The sequence below is a fragment of the Thiocapsa sp. C2-2m genome (assembly GCF_041903745.1).
In the GTDB taxonomy this organism is placed as follows: domain Bacteria; phylum Pseudomonadota; class Gammaproteobacteria; order Chromatiales; family Chromatiaceae; genus Thiocapsa; species Thiocapsa roseilacustris.
Map to the genome: position 1 here is coordinate 1 of NZ_JBBWVD010000018.1, position 14,345 is coordinate 14,345.

The 14,345-nt window shown below is 62.9% G+C and carries 21 protein-coding genes and 2 pseudogenes; all 23 read right to left on the reverse strand.

The genetic code is table 11. The annotated features are described in order from the left end of the window. Positions 1-649, reverse strand: a 649-nt coding sequence (locus AADX97_RS14905; RefSeq protein WP_374239302.1) for an Rpn family recombination-promoting nuclease/putative transposase, incomplete at its 3' end; no start/stop codon positions are given. Positions 650-722: 73 nt separating this feature from the next. Continuing rightward, positions 723-1,118, reverse strand: coding sequence for a UDP binding domain-containing protein (locus tag AADX97_RS14910; RefSeq protein WP_374239303.1), 396 nt, complete (start codon positions 1,116-1,118; stop codon positions 723-725). 26 nt (positions 1,119-1,144) lie between these two features. Then, positions 1,145-1,405, reverse strand: coding sequence for a DUF4351 domain-containing protein (locus AADX97_RS14915; RefSeq protein WP_374237377.1), 261 nt, complete (start codon positions 1,403-1,405; stop codon positions 1,145-1,147). Positions 1,406-1,590: 185 nt separating this feature from the next. Next, the gene (locus AADX97_RS14920) at positions 1,591-2,796 is read right to left on the reverse strand and encodes a DegT/DnrJ/EryC1/StrS family aminotransferase (protein ID WP_374237376.1); all 1,206 of its coding nucleotides are present in this window, start codon (positions 2,794-2,796) and stop codon (positions 1,591-1,593) included. A gap of 59 nt (positions 2,797-2,855) precedes the next feature. Further along, positions 2,856-3,104, reverse strand: a complete 249-nt coding sequence (locus AADX97_RS14925) for a hypothetical protein (RefSeq protein ID WP_374237375.1) — start codon at positions 3,102-3,104, stop codon at positions 2,856-2,858. Next, positions 3,101-3,382 carry a hypothetical protein gene (locus AADX97_RS14930; RefSeq protein WP_374237374.1) on the reverse strand — a complete coding sequence of 94 codons (282 nt, stop codon included), beginning with the start codon at positions 3,380-3,382 and terminating at the stop codon, positions 3,101-3,103. The genes AADX97_RS14925 and AADX97_RS14930 overlap by 4 nt, the downstream gene beginning before the upstream one ends. A gap of 156 nt (positions 3,383-3,538) precedes the next feature. Next, on the reverse strand, positions 3,539-3,994 hold the full coding sequence (locus AADX97_RS14935; RefSeq protein WP_374237378.1) for a transposase: 456 nt from the start codon (positions 3,992-3,994) through the stop codon (positions 3,539-3,541). Beyond that, the gene (locus AADX97_RS14940) at positions 3,991-4,470 is read right to left on the reverse strand and encodes a transposase (RefSeq protein ID WP_374237373.1); all 480 of its coding nucleotides are present in this window, start codon (positions 4,468-4,470) and stop codon (positions 3,991-3,993) included. Before AADX97_RS14940 ends, AADX97_RS14935 begins: the two co-directional genes overlap by 4 nt. Before the next feature lie 284 nt (positions 4,471-4,754). Continuing rightward, entirely contained in the window at positions 4,755-5,786 is a 1,032-nt protein-coding gene (locus AADX97_RS14945; protein WP_374237372.1) for an Rpn family recombination-promoting nuclease/putative transposase, read from the reverse strand. Between the two features lie 422 nt (positions 5,787-6,208). Next, positions 6,209-7,057 carry a DUF2887 domain-containing protein gene (locus tag AADX97_RS14950; protein ID WP_374239304.1) on the reverse strand — a complete coding sequence of 283 codons (849 nt, stop codon included), beginning with the start codon at positions 7,055-7,057 and terminating at the stop codon, positions 6,209-6,211. A gap of 73 nt (positions 7,058-7,130) precedes the next feature. Beyond that, positions 7,131-7,844, reverse strand: a pseudogene (locus AADX97_RS14955) (nucleotide sugar dehydrogenase); the annotation flags it as partial. A gap of 2 nt (positions 7,845-7,846) precedes the next feature. Beyond that, positions 7,847-8,080 (reverse strand): hypothetical protein, encoded by a 234-nt coding sequence (locus tag AADX97_RS14960; RefSeq protein WP_374234548.1) that lies wholly within the window; start codon positions 8,078-8,080, stop codon positions 7,847-7,849. Between the two features lie 200 nt (positions 8,081-8,280). Continuing rightward, the gene (locus AADX97_RS14965; RefSeq protein WP_374234547.1) at positions 8,281-8,460 is read right to left on the reverse strand and encodes a type II toxin-antitoxin system HicA family toxin; all 180 of its coding nucleotides are present in this window, start codon (positions 8,458-8,460) and stop codon (positions 8,281-8,283) included. Further along, positions 8,457-8,675, reverse strand: coding sequence for a type II toxin-antitoxin system HicB family antitoxin (locus AADX97_RS14970; RefSeq protein ID WP_093186502.1), 219 nt, complete (start codon positions 8,673-8,675; stop codon positions 8,457-8,459). Before AADX97_RS14970 ends, AADX97_RS14965 begins: the two co-directional genes overlap by 4 nt. Before the next feature lie 157 nt (positions 8,676-8,832). Continuing rightward, positions 8,833-9,048 (reverse strand): hypothetical protein, encoded by a 216-nt coding sequence (locus tag AADX97_RS14975; RefSeq protein ID WP_374234546.1) that lies wholly within the window; start codon positions 9,046-9,048, stop codon positions 8,833-8,835. A gap of 15 nt (positions 9,049-9,063) precedes the next feature. Beyond that, positions 9,064-9,315 carry a DUF2442 domain-containing protein gene (locus AADX97_RS14980; protein WP_213462759.1) on the reverse strand — a complete coding sequence of 84 codons (252 nt, stop codon included), beginning with the start codon at positions 9,313-9,315 and terminating at the stop codon, positions 9,064-9,066. After that, on the reverse strand, positions 9,308-9,535 hold the full coding sequence (locus AADX97_RS14985) for a DUF4160 domain-containing protein (RefSeq protein WP_300971363.1): 228 nt from the start codon (positions 9,533-9,535) through the stop codon (positions 9,308-9,310). Before AADX97_RS14985 ends, AADX97_RS14980 begins: the two co-directional genes overlap by 8 nt. A 60-nt stretch (positions 9,536-9,595) precedes the next feature. Then, a pseudogene (locus tag AADX97_RS14990) lies at positions 9,596-10,922 on the reverse strand (nucleotide sugar dehydrogenase). Positions 10,923-11,589: 667 nt separating this feature from the next. Further along, positions 11,590-11,919, reverse strand: a complete 330-nt coding sequence (locus AADX97_RS14995) for a MarR family EPS-associated transcriptional regulator (RefSeq protein WP_374234545.1) — start codon at positions 11,917-11,919, stop codon at positions 11,590-11,592. A gap of 256 nt (positions 11,920-12,175) precedes the next feature. Further along, complete coding sequence (locus AADX97_RS15000; protein ID WP_374234544.1) at positions 12,176-12,481, reverse strand: DUF4351 domain-containing protein; 306 nt, start codon at positions 12,479-12,481, stop codon at positions 12,176-12,178. Beyond that, positions 12,453-12,866 carry a hypothetical protein gene (locus AADX97_RS15005; RefSeq protein ID WP_374234543.1) on the reverse strand — a complete coding sequence of 138 codons (414 nt, stop codon included), beginning with the start codon at positions 12,864-12,866 and terminating at the stop codon, positions 12,453-12,455. Before AADX97_RS15005 ends, AADX97_RS15000 begins: the two co-directional genes overlap by 29 nt. 351 nt (positions 12,867-13,217) lie before the next feature. Beyond that, positions 13,218-13,463, reverse strand: coding sequence for a hypothetical protein (locus AADX97_RS15010; RefSeq protein WP_374234542.1), 246 nt, complete (start codon positions 13,461-13,463; stop codon positions 13,218-13,220). Between the two features lie 258 nt (positions 13,464-13,721). Continuing rightward, positions 13,722-14,087, reverse strand: a complete 366-nt coding sequence (locus AADX97_RS15015; RefSeq protein WP_374234541.1) for a hypothetical protein — start codon at positions 14,085-14,087, stop codon at positions 13,722-13,724. Positions 14,088-14,345: the final 258 nt, after the last annotated feature.

A 14,345-nucleotide genomic window follows, 5' to 3' on the forward strand; every position in this document is an offset into this window, starting at 1 on the left:
AGATCGATTGATACGCCTTCGTCTCCTGTATCGGCGTCACTAAGTTCAGCATCGCCCAGATCTCCTTCGCGGTCAGGCCGCGAAATCGCTCGAAAAACCAAAATTCCAGCACTTGCCCCAGAATCTCACGGATCTCCGGGGCAAGCGACGCATCTTGAACGGTGCGCCACAAGCCCTGTGCGCGGGCACGCAAGTCGTCATCGTCCGCGATCAGCAGCGGCGCAAACACCGCCACATAGGGGTTGTCCGGCTCGCGCGCCAGCCAGTCCGGCAGGACGCGCCGGAGCGCGACTTGCAGCAACGGCGCCTGGGCGTGGTTCGCCCAGCGCGGGAAGCGCGGACGGTCCTGCTCGCGCAGAAAGATCCCCACGCCGATCACATCCCGGTGCGGATGCGCCTCGCCGTACAGTCCGATCTTGGTCAGCAGATTGTACCAAGCCTTGTCCGAGTGCTGACCTTGGAATTCGACCACATAAACCGGCCCATCGTGCCCGTCGGGCTCGAAAATGCCGTCCAAACGCCGTTCCAGCCCTTTGATCGTCAGGGAACAGAACCGGTAAGGACCGACCAGTTCACGACCACCGGTGAGCACGCGGAAGGCTTCGGCGCCGGCGGAGAGAAAGAGGTAGATCGGGTGGTCGGTCTTCATCGGGAAGCTCGGTTGGTGATCTTCGTGTTGCGCTGCGCTAACCCGACCTACGGTGTCGACCCGGCCTTTGCACTCAGAGACGACCGTCGACCGTATCGACCGGCAGGACGGATTTCACGTCGTAGAGGATCGCCTTGGGCTTGGCCCAGCGGCGGATCCCGGTCACGCCCGTCTCGACGAAGTCGCGGTGGGCGACGGCGAGGATGACGGCATCGTAGGTGCCTTCGGCCGGGGGCTCGGCGAGGCAGTCGAGGCCGTAGTCGTGCTTGGCCTCCGCGCGGTCGATCCAGGGGTCGTAGCAGTCCACGGCGATGGTGTATTCGCGCAATGCCTCGATGATGTCGATGACGCGGGTGTTGCGCACGTCCGGGCAGTTTTCCTTGAAGGCGAGGCCGAGGACGAGGATGCGGCTGTTGCACACACCGATGCTGTTTTGGAGGAGGAAATAGGGGACGTACCACGAAATCATGCTCCAGGCTTTGGAGAGGACTGAGCTTATTGCATCCGCGGTGTCGCCACTCCGGCTTGCTCGCCGGCACACGCATCATCAGGACCGATCAGGTCTTCCACGTTCGCGGTATCGAAGATCCCGTCGAGCCAGGGGTCCAGTTGCGCAACCGGCGCGGCGTCGATGCGCTGCTCGGCTCGGGCGGCCAAGGGACCGTAGCGGCGCGTGAGCAGACGCTTGAGGCTTTCGGCCTTGCCCTCGGAAGAACAGGGAACTTCACGGTAAGTAGATTGGCCACGGATTGACACGGATGAACACGGATGTTCAATGTCTTATTTTTTGGCACGGAAGGGCACGGAAGGGCACGGAAGGGCACGGAAGGGCACGGAAATAATACAAGAATTCCGTGTGGTTCCGTGTCGTTCCGTGGCTAATTTCTTGCCCGGAAAGACGGTTGCTGCCGGGGATCGACACGGATGCGCGGGGCATTTTTTCATCCGTGTCCATCCGTGAGTATCCGTGGCGACTCGATCGCCTCCGACAGGCTGCTGACGATGCGGCGTTGCTCGGCTTCGCTCAGGTCTGCGTGCATCGGCAGGCTCATGACCTGACGGGCAATGTTCCGAGCCACTGGTGTGCAGTCGGGACAACAGAGGTGGGCATAGGCGGGTTGCTCATTGAGCGGGATCGGATAGTGCACGGCCGTCGGAATGCCGGCGGCCGTGAGCTGGGCCTGCAATGCCTCGCGGCCATCGACCAGGATGCTGTACTGGGCAAAGACGCTGGTGCGGTCGGGGGTTGGCCAGGGTAGAGGTTGGGGATTTTTTGCCACGGAATCACACGGAAGGACACGGAAATTTTCTTCTATTTGTTCTTTGCGTGTTTTTCCGTGTGCTTCCGTGGCTAAAGACAATGACTCCTGATAACGACGCGCGACGGCCTGGCGTCGGGCGATGTCTTGATCGAAGCGGTCGAGCTTGGCGAGGATGACTGCGCACTGGAGGGTATCCATGCGTCCGCCGACGCCGATACGGGTATGCACATAGCGCTTGCTTTGGCCGTGGACGCGGATCTCGCGACAGGCTTGGGCGAGGGCGTCGTCGCTGGTGAAGATGGCCCCGCCGTCGCCATAACAGCCCAATGGCTTGCTCGGGAAGAAGCTGGTGCAGCCGATGGTGCTCAGATGACAGCTCTTCTTCCCCCGGTACTCGGCGCCGAAGCTCTGCGCTGCGTCTTCGATGACCGAGATGTTGCCGTGGCGGGCCGCGATGGCGTTGATGGCATCCATGTCCGCCGGTTGGCCGTAAAGGCTCACGGGCATGATGGCCTTGGTTCTATCCGTGATCTTCGCCTCGATCAGGGTCGCGTCGATATTGCAGGTCTCGGGCTCGATGTCGACGAACACGGGCGTGGCGCCGAGCAGGACGATGACCTCGACGGTCGCCACGAAGGTAAAGGGCGTGGTGATGACCTCGTCGCCGGGTCCGATGCCGAGCGCCATGAGGCTGATCAGAAGCGCCTCGGTGCCGCTGGCGACGGTGATGCAGTGTGTGGCGCCGGTATAGGCTTGCAGGCGTGATTCCAGCTCGCGGACCTCGGGGCCAAGGATGTATTGGCCGTGGTGGAGGACGCGGTGGAGGTTGCGCTCGAGTTGCGGGCGCAGTCTGTCCTGCTGAGTCTTGAGGTCGACGAAGTCCAAAGCATCCTGAGTCGCCGGTTCTTCAAGCCAAACCCATGCCTCCGTGGGCTTGAGCTGGCTCAGGGCGGTGCCGCCGATATCGAACCGTTTGTCGTTGGTGAGGATGGCCGTCGGCCCCTGGAGTTGGGTCGCCGCTGCGACGATTTGGGGTACTCCAGCACATGCAGGCTGGAGCTGACGACCCAGCCTTGGCTGTTACCCCGTCGCCCAGCGCGCATGAGGGCCGCGATCCGCTGCAAGTCGGCTTCGGGGCGGCGCGCGAGCCAGAGATCCAGAATGACATTGACGTCGAAGACGAGGTTCTTCATCGCGCGTGCTTTTCCGCGAGGCTGTCGATCAAGGCGTGCTTGTCGTCCGCCGGACTCGCGGCCAGTCGCCGGCGGTCAAGGGGGCCGAGGATCTGCCTGATCTCGGTCAGGAGGTCATCCTGATCCATGGGATCGCTATCGATCGGATCGGGCGCAACGGGCGGAGCGATGACTTCCTCGTCCGGCACTTCCACGAGCACCCTGACACGCGAGTGGCGCAGATGCAGAGGTTTGGTCAACTCGATCCGGCCTTCGTTATAGATGGCTTCGATTTGCATGTTCGGACTCTGGAGTCTGTTGCCACGGAAGAACACGGAATATTTCCATTGCTTTCGGTGTGTTTCCGTGGCTGAACTCTTTCGGGCTTTCTTTTGCCACGGAAACACACGGAAGGACACGGAAAAGGGGGACGGCTCTTTATGTGTTTCGGACAGTTAGCCTAGGAGCGCCGCCAGCAGTGAGTTCAGCAGGCCCTTGCCTCGGACACGAGCATTGTGGACGAACTGAAAGAAGCTCAGGTACACGGGCAAGCTCTCCTGCGAAATGCCGCGGTGGGGCCGCAACCACGACCGCAGCAACGACCGGACCCCTTCCATGGTGTTGACGTGGACCTCATGGAAACCGTCTCCGTCATCGTCGCGCGCAGACTCGCCGCGACTGTGACAGACGCTGTGATGATCGTAGCCCCACGCCGGCAAGCGGGCGTCGATGTCGTATTCGTCGGTGAAGAACCGCGTTCCCGGGGCCACGGCGCCGCGGATCAGCGGCTCGATCGTCGTCTGTCGGTCGTTCTCCAGCATCCACATCACCACCTCGCCACCGCGCTGGATGATCCCGAAAATCGGCGGCTTCTCTTTCGCCAGGGTCCCCCGCCCGCGGGCTCCCTTCAGGCGGCGACGCCGCCCCTTGCGTTGCTTTTTTTTACCGCTTCCGGATGTCCCTTGTGACCGGCGACGACGTACACCTCGTCGGCCTCCACTTCGCCCGTGAGGAGCGGCGGCGGCTGCTTCGCCTCGATGCCCTCGCGCAGCTGCCGGGTCATGCGTTGGGCGTCGTCCTTGTTCAGGTCCAGCTCAATGCCGATCTGCCGGTTGGACAGGTTCAAGCCCATGAAGTACAAACACAGCACCCAGGTGCGCAGCGGCTGATGGTGTCGCGCGAAAATCGTCTCGCTCAGATCGTCGAACCAGCGTCCGCAGTCCTTGCAGAGGTATTTTCGGCGCTCCGGCTGCGTGGTGTCGCGACCCTGCTTGGTGACGGCTGCCGAGTGGCAATGCACGCAGCGCACCCCCTCCGGCCAGCGCAGCTCGCGGATGGTGTCGTAGCACTTCGCATCGTCGATCAGGTTCTGAATGTTCAGCATCATGCACGCATCCGCTCGGTCGGGGTATCGAAACGCCGCGGATCCTACACCAACAAGCCCCGTGGCGGCCAACCCCGCGTGCGCTGCCTGTCTTCTTCACGACTCTTTGCGGGCACGTGCCGTGCAGTACTTAGCCCTCTGCCGGGACCTGTCCGAAACACATAAAGAGCCTACTTGCACGATCGCGGAGCGTGGGAGCGAGAACGCGCTCTGCTTTGCGTGTCTGCTCTCGGGAAGCACGGCTTCCAGTTCCGGATTCTCAAGCGGAGCTTGTGAACCAGTTAAAATCAGTGTTCCTCGCCAACACTCATGTGCCGTACCGCGCGTAACCAATCCTCTCCGTCGGGACTGATGAGCAGTTGGTCGCCAAGGTCTTCCAACGTCCGAAGGTCGACGATGCGCGCCAGCAACGGTTCGGTCTGCTCGGCGACCGTCAATCCAAAACGACGGCGTACCAGACGCACCAGAATGTGGCGGGTTGCTTCGCGACCTTGCTCAATACCTTGCTCAATACCTTCTCGTTTCCACTGATCGGTCCAGGTTTCCAGATTCTCGGCCAACATGTGATACACCTCGCTGAGATCGCCAAGGGGTGGCAGGTGCACGCCGGGCAGTCGCTTGGGCAGGAAGACGCGACCGAACCAGACCGCGAAGTCACGGCGCAGACCGGTCTGTTCCGGCGCCTTGAGCCAGTCGAGCAAGGCGTGCACGATGCCCATCGCCTCGTCCGCCCCGTGGCTGGCCTCGAGCCGAAACAGGGCCGCATTGAGGTTGCGCTCGGGCAGGGAACCGGCGGTGGCGAGTCGCTGTTCGTCAAGCAACAGGTAAGCCTGTCGCGGGCGATAGCGCTCAAGCACCGGCGGCGCCGGCTCGATGAGCGGCTCCAGCGTCTCGGCAGCGCGCCAGGGCGTGACACCATTGTAGAGCACCACGGGGAGAACCGGGGGCAGGCGCCCTGCGGCACTCAGGGTCCCGGCGCGGATGAGATCCTGGTAGAGCAGCCCGAGGTAGGTCTGGATACGCACGGCCATCCAGGAATCGACGGTGGATTGGAACTCCAGCAGCAGGTAGACGTAGAGCCAGTCGGGGCCCCAGCGCAGGCGCCAGACGATGTCGTCGGCGCGATCACGCAGGTCGTCGGTCACATAGCTTCCGCTGCAGCGCTCCAGGGTCCCCAGGTCGAGCGCTTGCACCCAGGGGCCGGGCACGAAGCCGCGCAACAGGTCGCGCACCATGGCAGCGTGGCTGTAGAGCAGTTTGTAGCCGCTGTCGTGGGTGGGGTCGCGCGGCTGTGACTTGGATGTCTTCGGTGTCTTCATCGGGCTGAACGATTTCCCTCGCTGTTCTCTCGCACCACCGCGCTCCTCGTGACCGCGTTCCCTCCACACCAACTCGCTCCCCACGCTCTGAGACTGTGCAGGTATTCGCCGTAGGTCGGGTTAGCGCGGCGTAACCCGACATCCCGGCGCCGCATGTCGGGTGACGGTGCGCGCCAACCTGTTCTTTCTCAAAGGCCACGGTGCCGGCGCACCTAACCCGACCGACGCGATCGGCGCCTCGGTCGACACCGTCGGGGAATACTTGCACAGTCTCGGAGCGTGGGAGCGAGTTCCAGTCTGATTTGCGCCTCTCCCCCGACCCCTCCCTCGCGCGGGAGGGGAGATCGCTTTGATTGGGGGCATCCCGGTCGGGGTATGGACAGCAACAGCCTACGGCATGTGAATCGCCGATGCCTCGGGGCTTACCCCGCGTCGTCTCCGATCAGGTCCTCGAGGCTGGCGGCATCGAAGATGCCGTCGAGCCAGGCGTCCAGTTGCGCGACCGGCGCCGTGTCGATCCGCTGCTCTGCCCCCGCGGGCAATGGGCCGAAGCGACGCGCAAGCAGGCGCTTGAGACTGTCGGCCTTGCCCTCGGCCTTGCCATCGGCTTTGCCCTCGGCATAGATCGATTGATACGCCTTCGTCTCCTGAATCGGGGTCACCAAGTTCAGCATCGCCCAGATCTCCTTCGCGGTCAGTCCGCGAAATCGCTCGAAAAACCAAAATTCCAGCACTTGCCCCAGAATCTCACGGATCTCCGGGGCCAGCGACGCCTCTTGAACGGTGCGCCACAAGCCCTGTGCGCGGGCACGCAAGTCGTCATCGTCCGCGATCAGCAGCGGCGCAAACACCGCCACATAGGGGTTGTCCGGCTCGCGCGCCAGCCAGTCCGGCAGGACGCGCCGGAGCGCGACTTGCAGCAACGGCGCCTGGGCGTGGTTCGCCCAGCGCGGGAAGCGCGGACGGTCCTGCTCGCGCAGAAAGATCCCCACGCCGATCACATCCCGGTGCGGATGCGCCTCGCCGTACAGTCCGATCTTGGTCAGCAGATTGTACCAAGCCTTGTCCGAGTGCTGACCTTGGAATTCGACCACATAAACCGGCCCATCGTGCCCGTCGGGCTCGAAAATGCCGTCCAAACGCCGTTCCAGCCCTTTGATCGTCAGGGAACAGAACCGGTAAGGACCGACCAGTTCACGACCACCGGTGAGCACGCGGAAGGCTTCGGCGCCGGCGGAGAGAAAGAGGTAGATCGGGTGGTCGGTCTTCATCGGGACGCTCGGTTGGTGATCTTCGTGTTGCGCTGCGCTAACCCGACCTACGGTGTCGATCCGGCCTTTGCACTCAGAGACGACCGTCGACAGCATCGACCGGCAGAACGGATTTCACGTCGTAGAGGATTGCCTTGGGTTTGGCCCAGCGGCGGATCCCGGTCACGCCCGTCTCGACGAAGTCGCGGTGGGCGACGGCGAGGATGACGGCATCGTAGGTGCCTTCGGCCGGGGGCTCGGCGAGGCAGTCGAGGCCGTAGTCGTGCTTGGCCTCGGCGCGGTCGATCCAGGGGTCATAGCAGTCAACGGCGATGGTGTATTCGCGCAATGCCTCGATGATGTCGATGACGCGGGTGTTGCGCACGTCCGGGCAGTTTTCCTTGAAGGCGAGGCCGAGGACGAGGATGCGGCTGTTGCAGACACCGATGCCGTTTTGGAGCATGCGCTTGACGACGGTCTCGGCGACATGGGCGCCCATACGGTCGTTGATGCGTCGCCCGGCGAGGATGACCTCGGGGTGGTAGCCGATGGCGACGGCCTTGTGGGTCAGGTAATAGGGGTCCACACCGATGCAGTGTCCGCCGACCAGGCCGGGGCGGAAGGGGAGGAAGTTCCATTTGCTGCCGGCGGCTTCCAGCACCTCCAGGGTGTCGATGCCGAGCTTGTCGAAGATCAGGGCCAGCTCGTTCATGAGGGCGATGTTGAGATCGCGCTGGGTGTTCTCGATGACCTTGGCGGCCTCGGCGACGCGGATGCTGCTGGCCGGGTGGGTGCCGGCGGTGATGATCGTCAGGCCCTTGGCGTCGTGTCGAGCTCAGCCGACAGTTGGTTCGCGCGGGCAGCGATTTGCTCGATGCTCAAATCGGGCAAGCCTTTTTGGCGCCACGTCGTGTCATCGAACCTTTCTCGGTTGATGGAGACCACAAATCGCTCGGCTTCGACCAAACCGAGCGCGTCAATGAGAGCTCGCATGCCCCGCAGGCGGATTTCAGTTCGGTAGGTTGTGCTGACGATAGGAAGCACAACTCCCACCGACGGTTGGTTGTGCCTCGCACGGCTCGGCACAACCTACGTCACCGCAACACAGACCAGGTCAGGCCATAGAGCATGGCCTGCGCCATCGAGAATTCGGAGAAATCAGTTCCCGACCATTCGTACGCATGGTCCACTGGCCTCCGAGAAAAGCGCTCCGCGAGAGAGTCCACGACGTCGAACGAAATGGCTCACTCCGCACCTAGGCTTTTGAGGATCTTTCGTGCCAAGGGCTCTTTGATGTCGGTATGCCGAGGCACGGCTTCGGTTCTACCGTTCGCTGGATTGACCCACAGCGCATGCGATGCCCCCTCTCGTTTCAAGTAGCAGCCGGCGATTCTCAACTTCCTCTCCAGGAAAAGGCGTTTCATCCAATGGCGACCGTGTCGCGAATGGCATCATTCGGAAGGCCACGCAGAATGTCCGAGGTACGGTCGTCGAGGATCATTTCGATCGCCTGTCGCAGACTCTCCTTGGTTTCCTCAAGCGTCTCTCCTTGTCCATTTGCGCCCGGTATCTCCGGGCAGATCGCCCAAAATCCACCTTCCGGGGCAGGCTCGATAATCGCTGTGAATTCACCTTTCATGCGTGACTCTCGTTGGTCTTAAGCATTGAATAACCGCTTCTAGATCAGGCACCAAATAGGCGACGGCCCCTTCCGGTCGCCCGCGTGAGCGTGACCACGGCTTCGGCCACATGGGCGCTCATGCGGTCGTTGATGCGTCGCCCGGCGAGGATGATCGTCAGGCCCTTGGCGTCGTGTCGAGCTCAGCCGACAGTTGGTTCGCGCGGGCTGCGATGTGCTCGATGCTCGAATCGGGCAAGCCTGTTTGGCGCCACGTCGTGTCATCGAACCTTTCTCGGTTGATGGAGAACACAAATCGCTCGGCTTCGACCAAACCGAGCGCGTCAATGAGAGCTCGCATGCCCCGCAGGCGGATTTCAGTTTCCGTTGTCATACCCGTTCGGTCGAGCTACGCAGCGACATCTTGTCGACTGAGCTCATAGAGGCGCTCGGGCGAAAGCTCCAGCCCGTTGGGCCACCCCAATGCACCGGCATCGATGATGAAACGCTTGACGTAGGCTTCCGATTCCAGAGGTTGGAGTAGGGGACCACGCCGGGCGGCGCAGTACGCCCTCACATCGAAGATGCCCTGACTGCCATCGGAAAAGACCAATGCGATGCGTCCGTCACCGAGATACTGTGCTTCGTTGAGCTTAATCACGATCTGCCCCTTGGATCTGCTCGAGTGGCTCGAATCGCTGGGCACGATCCCAGTTATCCAGCAGTTCTTGCCGATGATCATGACACCAATCGCCGACAATGGCGGCCACTTTGCGCGGCAGTTTTCCCTTCGACACGCTGCCGGTCTGAATGTCGACGAGGGCTTCGAATCCCTGGTATTCGACATGGATGTGCGGTGGCGGATGGTCGTCGTGCCACATGCGCACGATGATACCGAAAAAATCGACAGCACCGGCATTGAGGGACTTGATCCTTGTGCTTTAGAGGCGCCCGTCGACCGTATCGACCGGCAGGACGGACTTCACGTCGTAGAGGATCGCCTTGGGTTTGGCCCAGCGGCGGATCCCGGTCACGCCCGTCTCGACGAAGTCGCGGTGGGCGACGGCGAGGATGACGGCATCGTAGGTGCCTTCGGCCGGAGGCTCGGGCAGACAGTCGAGGCCGTATTCGTGCTTGGCCTCGGCGCGGTCGATCCAGGGGTCGTAGCAGTCCACCGCGATGGTGTATTCGCGCAGGGCCAGGATGATGTCGATGACACGGGTGTTGCGCAGGTCCGGGCAGTTTTCCTTGAAGGCGAGGCCGAGGACGAGGATGCGGCTGTTGCACACACCGATGCCGCTTTGGAGCATGCGCTTGACCACGGTCTCGGCGACATGGGCGCCCATGCGGTCGTTGATGCGTCGCCCGGCGAGGATGACCTCGGGGTGGTAGCCGATGGCGACGGCCTTGTGGGTCAGATAATAGGGGTCCACACCGATGCAGTGTCCGCCGACCAGGCCGGGGCGGAAGGGGAGGAAGTTCCATTTGCTCCCGGCGGCTTCCAAGACCTCCAGGGTGTCGATGCCGAGCTTGTCGAAGATCAGCGCCAGCTCGTTCATGAGGGCGATGTTGAGATCGCGCTGGGTGTTCTCGATGACCTTGGCGGCTTCGGCGACGCGGATGCTGCTGGCGGGGTGGGTGCCGGCGGTGATGATCGCGGTGTAGAGGGCATCGACGATGGCGGCGATCTCGGGGGTGGAGCCGCTGGTGACCTTTTTGATGGTGGTGAGGCGGTGCTCTCTGTCGCCGGGGTTGATGCGCTCGGGGGAGTAGCCGAGGAAGAAGTGGTGAGTGGTGAGTGGCGCCTTGCGGGGGCGCGGACGCGAAGTACTTCAAGCCGGAGCAGCGCTCCAGGACGGGGGCGCAGTCTTGCTCGGTGCAGCCGGGGTAGACGGTTGATTCGTAGATGACCAGGTCGCCGGGCTTGAGGACCTTGCCGACGGTCTCGGAGGCCTGGGGCGTCAGATCGGGCCGCTTGTAGTCGTCGACCGGGGTGGGCACGGTGACGATGAAGATGCGGCAGGGGCGCAGGGCGTCGAGGTCGTCGGTATAGGTCAGGTGTCGGGCGGCGGCGAGGTCTTCGGGGCTGGTCTCGCGGGTGGTGTCGCGACCTGCTTTGAGTTCGGCGATGCGGGTTTGGTTGATGTCGAAGCCGACCACGGGGCGGTGTTTGGCGAACTCCACGGCGAGCGGCAGACCGACGTAGCCCAGGCCGACGATGGCGATGGGGGTGTCGGGGTCGGTGAGATGGGCGAGGTGTTGGGCCATGGGCGGTCGGGGTTCGGGTTGTGGGTCCGGATTCGGGGCTCGCGGTGCGACGGTGGGCAAGTGTAGGGGCGACTTCAGTCGCCCATAAGCCTCGGCGCGAGTATCTCGGGGCGACTGAAGTCGCCCCTACCCTCTTCGTGCCAACTGGCTCCTACGCTCTGAGACTGTGCAGGTATTCGCCGTAGGTCGGGTTAGCGCAGCGTAACCCGACATCCCGGCGCCGCATGTCGGGTGACGGTGCGCGCCAACCTGTTCTTTCTCAACGGCGACGGTGCCGGCGCACCTAACCCGACCGACGCGATCGGCGCCTCGGTCGACACCGTTGGGGAATACTTGCACGATCGCGGAGCGTGGGAGCGAGAACGCGCTCTGCTTTGCGTGTCTGCTCTCGGGAAGCACGGCTTCCAGTTCCGGATTCTCAAGCGGAGCTTGTGAACCAGTTAAAATCAGTGTTCCTCGCCAACACTCATGTGCCGTACCGCGCGTAACCAATCCTCTCCGTCGGGACTGATGAGCAGTTGGTCGCCAAGGTCTTCCAACGTCCGAAGGTCGACGCCGACCTACGGCGAATACTGAAGTCGCCTTACCCTATTCGTCCTCGGCGCGGGCATGTTGGGACGACTGAAGTCGCCGCTACCGTTTTGTCGCGGGGCGACTGAAGTCGCCGCTACCCTTTGGGGTGGGATGCGACCTCGGCGGCGAGTTGGGCGATCTCGGCCTTGAGGGCTTCGTACTCGGCGCGTTTGCGCTGCAGGAAGCGCGCGGTGATCCGGGCCTTGGCCTCGACGCCCTGCGGGGTCAGCAGGTAGGCGTAGGCGAGCTTGTTGTCGCTCCTGCGGAAATTCTGGACCTTCACCCAGCCTTGCCCGATGAGGGCGCGCACGCAGAAGTTGATGCTGCCCAGACTGACGCCGAGCGCCTTCGCCAGATCGCGTTGGGTGGCGTCGGGGTGCGCCTCCATGTACTTCAGAACACGGTATTGAAGCTCGTCGGTCATGGCGGTGTGGGTCGCGGGGTGCCGGGGGTGCGACCGCTGGCGTCGGGCGTCGGGTTCGCGACGCGGAGCGTCGGGGCGATTTGTTCAGGCGTTGTACGGCTGCGGTAGAGTAACGGGTCGGGGGCGCTGCGGCAAGCGGGACGGCGTCGTCCGGGCGACAGGGATGTGGGTCGGGCGTGAGTTCGAAGGGACCTCCGAGACCGCACTGCCGGAGCGTCTCACCCGACGCGATCGGCGTCTCGGCCGAGACCCCGGCTCAGTGTGCCGAGTCGGGCCGAGGGCCGGCACCGAAGACCTCCTCGAGGGTGCGTGCGCTCAGCAGGCGTGTGGACCATTCCATGAGGGTCTGCGCATCGGCGTCGAGCACGCGCCGGCGATCCGCTTCGCCGAGGGGACCGAATTTGACGGCGAGCAGGCTCAAGAGCATGGTGGCTTGGCCTTCCTGGTGACCTTCCTGGTGACTTAGGCGTTCGATACTGGTGATGTAGGGCATGTTGGCTTGCTCCTCGAAAGCGATCAGCTCGCGCTTGAATTCACGCTCCAAACCCTCCGGCAACTGCAACAGCCAATCCAGGACGCGAAACAGCTCCAGGATGTCCTCGCGGCCGTAGACGCGTTCGTAGAGCATTGTCGAAGATGCGGTCATTGTAGACGTACATCCGCTCGGCAAAACCGGCCTCGGGATCACCCTGGACCTCGACATGGACCAGCACCCAGGTCTCGGCGCCCTCGTGCGTATAGACTCTGGCGAGCTTGTCGGCATGGCGCCGGCCCGACTCGGCATCGCGGACGACCTGCTGAAGCTCCTTGTCGAGAAATTCATGGCCTTTCGACCAGTCGATCGCAGGATGGATCCGCGGGAACAGGAGCGCGAGAAAGTCCGGGAAGTAGCGCTCCAGCGCTTCTTTCCAGGGGCTGTCATAGTCGTCGCGCGAGGCATCGGTCATCGGTCGGGCTGTCCGATGGTCGGACTCACGCCCCGGGGAACACCGCGAGGCTATTCGGTCCGCGTGGGAGTGAGCTTGAGCCGGCCTTGTTCGTTTCCTCCGGCCTAGGCACGTTCAGCGGGGTTCCCGGGATCGTGGAGTTGATCTCGACCGCGGGCCAGACGTCGCGGGAGTGTAGGGGCGACTTCAGTCGCCCATAAACCTCGGCACGGACGTCTCGGGGCGACTGAAGTCGCCCCTACTATATTGTCTCGGGGGGATTCAAGTCGACTGATACGCCTTCGTCTCTTGAATCGGGGTTACGACGTTCAGCATCGCCCGGATCTCCTGCACGGTCAGTCCGCGAAATGTTCAGCCGTCCTGCAATTCCAAACGACGCTCGATGCGTTCGATTCGGGCGACGAGTTGATCGGTGTGCGCGTGCTGCTCGACGATTTCGCCATACATGTGCGCCAGATCACGCCGCATACCGGCAACCGTCAGCTCCAAGTTGCTGATGCGCGAATCGATTCGGGAGAAGCGCTCGGTGTGTTTGTCCAGTGTTGCACGAATCGCGCGCAGGTTCTCGAGTACGAGGCTTTCGATGTTGTCGGTCATGGCCCACTCCCGGTCGTGCTCTTGGTCTTGATCATCGGTGATGGCAATCTGCCCTATGGCCACGGGTATCGGCGGGATGCTAGAACGATTGCGCGGTTTGCGCCAGCCCGCGTCAGATCATTCTCTCTCGGCGTGTGCGGGTCGTTTGATGCGGCATGGGCCCGGGGTCGGGGCTCGCGACGCGGAGCTGTTCGTTCTCCGGGACCGCAATGCCGGCGCCTGACCCGAGGCGATCGGCACCTCGGTCGGCACCCCGGCTCAGTGTTCCGAGTCGGGCCGAGGGCCGGCGCCGAAGACCTCCTCGAAGTCGAAGATGCGGTCATTGTAGACGTACATCCGCTCGGCAAAACCGGCCTCGGGATCGCCCTGGACCTCGACATGGACCAACACCCAGGTCTCGGCGCCCTCGTGCGTATAGACTCTGGCCAGCTTGTCGGCATGGCGCCGGCCCGACTCGGCATCGCGGACGACCTGCTGCAGCTCCTTGTCGAGAAATTCATGGCCTTTCGACCAGTCGATCGCAGTATGGATCCGCGGGAACAGGAGCGCGAGAAAGTCCGGGAAGTAGCGCTCCAGCGCTTCTTTCCAGGGGCTGTCATAGTCGTCGCGCGAGGCGTCGGTCATCGGTCGGGCTGTCCGATCTTGCTGCCTGCGTTGAAGAGGATCTGATGGATGTCTGAAAGGCTCAGGGCATCGCGGGGGAAGGCTCCCTCGTTCCACTCGCTCCCGGGCTCTGAGACTGTGCAGGTATTCGCCGTAGGTCGGGTTAGCGCAGCGTAACCCGACATCCCGGCGCCTCGGTCGACACGGTTGGGGAATACTTGCACTGTCTCGGAGCTTGGGAACCAGTTCATCAACCTAGGTGATTTCCGCAAACTTCCA

Excerpts from the sequence above, each read along its gene's own strand:
- AADX97_RS14930 (WP_374237374.1), bottom strand. The coding sequence starts at position 3,382 with ATGCAAATCGAAGCCATCTATAACGAAGGCCGGATCGAGTTGACCAAA.
- AADX97_RS14995 (WP_374234545.1), bottom strand. The coding sequence starts at position 11,919 with ATGACCGACGAGCTTCAATACCGTGTTCTGAAGTACATGGAGGCGCAC.
- AADX97_RS15015 (WP_374234541.1), bottom strand. The coding sequence starts at position 14,087 with ATGACCGACGCCTCGCGCGACGACTATGACAGCCCCTGGAAAGAAGCG.
- AADX97_RS14985 (WP_300971363.1), bottom strand. The coding sequence starts at position 9,535 with ATGTGGCACGACGACCATCCGCCACCGCACATCCATGTCGAATACCAG.
- AADX97_RS14950 (WP_374239304.1), bottom strand. The coding sequence starts at position 7,057 with ATGAAGACCGACCACCCGATCTACCTCTTTCTCTCCGCCGGCGCCGAA.
- AADX97_RS14965 (WP_374234547.1), bottom strand. The coding sequence starts at position 8,460 with ATGAAACGCCTTTTCCTGGAGAGGAAGTTGAGAATCGCCGGCTGCTAC.
- AADX97_RS14910 (WP_374239303.1), bottom strand. The coding sequence starts at position 1,118 with ATGATTTCGTGGTACGTCCCCTATTTCCTCCTCCAAAACAGCATCGGT.
- AADX97_RS14975 (WP_374234546.1), bottom strand. The coding sequence starts at position 9,048 with ATGACAACGGAAACTGAAATCCGCCTGCGGGGCATGCGAGCTCTCATT.
- AADX97_RS14940 (WP_374237373.1), bottom strand. The coding sequence starts at position 4,470 with ATGATGCTGAACATTCAGAACCTGATCGACGATGCGAAGTGCTACGAC.
- AADX97_RS14925 (WP_374237375.1), bottom strand. The coding sequence starts at position 3,104 with ATGAAGAACCTCGTCTTCGACGTCAATGTCATTCTGGATCTCTGGCTC.
- AADX97_RS14945 (WP_374237372.1), bottom strand. The coding sequence starts at position 5,786 with ATGAAGACACCGAAGACATCCAAGTCACAGCCGCGCGACCCCACCCAC.
- AADX97_RS15010 (WP_374234542.1), bottom strand. The coding sequence starts at position 13,463 with ATGACCGACAACATCGAAAGCCTCGTACTCGAGAACCTGCGCGCGATT.
- AADX97_RS15005 (WP_374234543.1), bottom strand. The coding sequence starts at position 12,866 with ATGACCGATGCCTCGCGCGACGACTATGACAGCCCCTGGAAAGAAGCG.
- AADX97_RS14970 (WP_093186502.1), bottom strand. The coding sequence starts at position 8,675 with ATGAAAGGTGAATTCACAGCGATTATCGAGCCTGCCCCGGAAGGTGGA.